We start from the raw sequence: 3,117 nt of genomic DNA, 5'->3' as shown, positions 1-3,117 counted from the left end.
TGGTTTTCATTATCATCGATTACTTCCGACGACTCTTACTATTCTACTAGATAATCTCTTATCTGTCAACATTTTTTTAAGAAGTTTTTTTCTTAATTTCTTGTTGTTTTCCGCCGCATCTCTCAGCGACAAGACTTATCTTATCATGATTTAATTATGTATTTATTACATAATTTAAATTTATTTATAAATAGCCTTATCTTTCTAGTGATTTCTTCTAATTGCTAACTTATCCTCATATTGATACACTAGGATTTGTTTATTTAATCTATTAATTGTATTTATACATTTATATCATGCATTTACTTATATTGTTTATTGGTATAAGTATGAATGAATAATTACCATTGTCTAAAATTAATTATCTCTTACCTTTTAAAAAAATATATAAATTGAATATATATTTTTTTTTTGGACAGATTATAATTATTAATAAAAATTTTGGGAAATATGGTGATTAAATTTATGAAGAAGAAAGAAAAAAGTTTTATTCCTCTAGTTGTTATATTTATATTAGTATTACAACTTATTAATTTATCAACCACAGAGCAAGGACAAAATACATCTAATAAAAATACAAAATTAATCAACAGTGACATAAAATCAATAAATACTCTATCTATAACTTATAGAGTTAATAACTCTAATACATTAACCACTGAACTTTCAAAATATAATTCTGAATATAATTCTTATTCTATACAAAAGTCTCAACAAAAATATAAAAATTTGTATCATAATAATCAAGTAAGTGAAGAAGCGATAAACCAAACTATGCATTTACCTGATTGGTTTAAATATAAAGTTATAGATGAAAACTTATTAAAATCTTATTTAGCTAATAGATCTTCTATACTTAAGGATGAACCTTACTTTTCATCCATAATAGAAATTGGTAGAGATTTTAATATTAATCCTATACTGCTATTTGCTATTACAGGTCAAGAACAAAGCTTTGTTCCTCAAGATCATGTAAGTGCTACTAAAATAGCTAACAATCCTTATAATGTATTTTGTAGTTGGCAAAGTTATAATACTGATATTGTAGATGCATCAGAAATTGCTTGTCGTACAATTATAAATCTATCTAAGGATAGACCTGATAGTGTCGATCCTTTAGTATGGATTAATAGAAAGTACTCTGCTGATCAAAACTGGCATTATGGTGTAAGAAGTTTATACAACGAAATTATTGACTTTATAAATGAGTAATAAAAGGTTTAGGTAATTCAAATAAGAACTACCTAAACCTTTTATTTATTTTCTATATATACACTTTTTGTTGGGAAAGCAATGCTTACTTCCTCATCACTTAGAATTTTCATTATATTATAATTTATATCTTCTTTAATCTCCATATATTCATTGAATTCAATTCTATTTATAAAAAAATACATACCTATGTCTAAACTACTTTCATTAAATGTACTAAAGCTAACATGAATACTCTCACTATCTACTCCATCATGATTTTTTAGCATATCCTTTATGCTACTAACACACCTTTGAAGCTGCTCAGTAGCTGTATCATAGGTTACTCCTATATTCATAGTTACTCTTCTTAACTCTCTCTTGTTAAAGTTTAAAATTGAATCATTTACTAGTAATGAGTTAGGAACCGTTATTAACACTTTATCAAAAGTTCTTATTCTTGTACTTCTAAAACTAATATCTTCTACTATTCCCTCTATCTCCTTACACTTAATCCAATCACCTATTGTAAAAGGATTATCCATAAATATTATGACACCTGACATCATATTTGCAGCAAAATCTTTTGCTGCCAAAGCTATTACAACTCCCCCTAAACCTATTCCTGTTATAAAAGCATTTACATCTAGTCCCCAAATATTCGCTACTTGTATAATTGCAAAAGCTATAATTAAATACTTTATTCCTTTGGCCATCATAGGTATTAATACAGTATTCACTTTTATATCATATTTATCTGTAGCTCTAAATAAAAAATCATCTGAATTATTAGTAATGTTAATTAATCCATTAGCAAATAATACTATAATTGATGTCCCTAATAATTTATTAATTATACTGCTAATATTCCATCCCATTGATGAATTTAGTATACTCATAAATATGTATACACCCATTACTATAAATGCCATTTTTATAGGTTTTTCAAATGCACTCAATATTTTTCTAGCACTTTTAATTTTTAAAGCTTTAAATATACCATCTAATATCTTTATAATATATTTAGCAAATATGTTCCTTAGGAACATTAACAATACGAATATTCCTACTCCTATTGCAATTGACTTCCACACTTCAAAAAATTTACTATTTAATATAATCTGTACATATTTATTCGTTAATATCTCTACTTGAGCTATTACCATTTATCTTTCCTCCTATATAAAAACTTAGTTTTCATTATTTATTCCTTTACAATTCCAAAAACAAAAACATCAACATATTCTTCTCCATCATAATATGCTTGTCTTCTTGTTCCTTCACGAAGAAAACCTACTGACCTTAATGTGCCTTGACTAGGATAGTTAAACATTAACACCTCTGCATCAATCCTATGAGTTCCAATGCTAAATAAATAATCTATAATTAATTTTAATCCTTCCTTAGCATATCCCTCTTGCCTATGACTTCCTAATCCAAACCTAAGCCAAGCCATTTCTTTATTTTCATCTAACCAGTTTATTCTTATGTATCCTATAGGTTCATTATTATCTTTTAATTCAATAATTAAATATAATTCTTCTCCTTCTTCTATGCTAAGCTTAATGTCTTGAAATTGATTTTCATAACTTATATTTGTATTTAATCCCACGGACATTTTTCTCATTACTATTTCATCTTTCCATTTAGCAACCAATTTAGCATCATTTAATTCTATATTTCTTAAATAAATTCGTTGTCCTTCACATATATTATACACTTTCTACCCTCCATACCAAAATGCTACTTCTCATATTATTATAAATTAAATTTATTATTTTATATATAAAAAAAGCACTCCATAATGAAGTGCTTTTGGTGGCTCACCGGGGGATCGAACCCCGGACACCATGATTAAAAGTCATGTGCTCTACCGACTGAGCTAGTGAACCACATTAAAAACCTGGCAACAACCTACCCTCCCAC

Annotated in this window: 3 protein-coding genes and 1 tRNA gene; 1 reads left to right on the top strand and 3 read right to left on the bottom strand. The window is 27.0% G+C overall.

Going from position 1 to position 3,117, the window contains the following annotated elements; translation table 11 throughout:
• Positions 1 to 465: 465 nt before the first annotated feature.
• Entirely contained in the window at positions 466 to 1,212 is a 747-nt protein-coding gene (locus ACTNBA_RS18945; protein WP_441075813.1) for a hypothetical protein, read from the top strand.
• Between the two features lie 41 nt (positions 1,213 to 1,253).
• On the opposite strand, the gene ACTNBA_RS18940 is transcribed toward ACTNBA_RS18945, so the two are convergent.
• The 3 genes from ACTNBA_RS18940 to ACTNBA_RS18930 form a co-directional block, all read right to left on the bottom strand.
• Positions 1,254 to 2,357, bottom strand: coding sequence for a mechanosensitive ion channel family protein (locus ACTNBA_RS18940; protein ID WP_051824307.1), 1,104 nt, complete (start codon positions 2,355 to 2,357; stop codon positions 1,254 to 1,256).
• 38 nt (positions 2,358 to 2,395) lie between these two features.
• Positions 2,396 to 2,911: a GNAT family N-acetyltransferase gene (locus ACTNBA_RS18935; protein ID WP_441075810.1), complete on the bottom strand. Its 516-nt coding sequence runs from the start codon at positions 2,909 to 2,911 to the stop codon at positions 2,396 to 2,398.
• Positions 2,912 to 3,007: 96 nt separating this feature from the next.
• A tRNA-Lys gene (locus ACTNBA_RS18930) sits at positions 3,008 to 3,083 on the bottom strand.
• Between the last annotated feature and the right edge of the window lie 34 nt (positions 3,084 to 3,117).

The sequence above is a fragment of the Clostridium sulfidigenes genome (assembly GCF_052067195.1).
GTDB classification, from domain to species: domain Bacteria; phylum Bacillota; class Clostridia; order Clostridiales; family Clostridiaceae; genus Clostridium_J; species Clostridium_J sulfidigenes.
The sequence above is the reverse complement of the archived record's forward strand: the minus strand, read 5'-3'. Positions and strand labels throughout refer to the sequence as shown.

Coding starts and splice junctions, on each gene's coding strand:
- ACTNBA_RS18945 (WP_441075813.1), top strand. CDS start 466: ATGAAGAAGAAAGAAAAAAGTTTTATTCCTCTAGTTGTTATATTTATA.
- ACTNBA_RS18940 (WP_051824307.1), bottom strand. CDS start 2,357: ATGGTAATAGCTCAAGTAGAGATATTAACGAATAAATATGTACAGATT.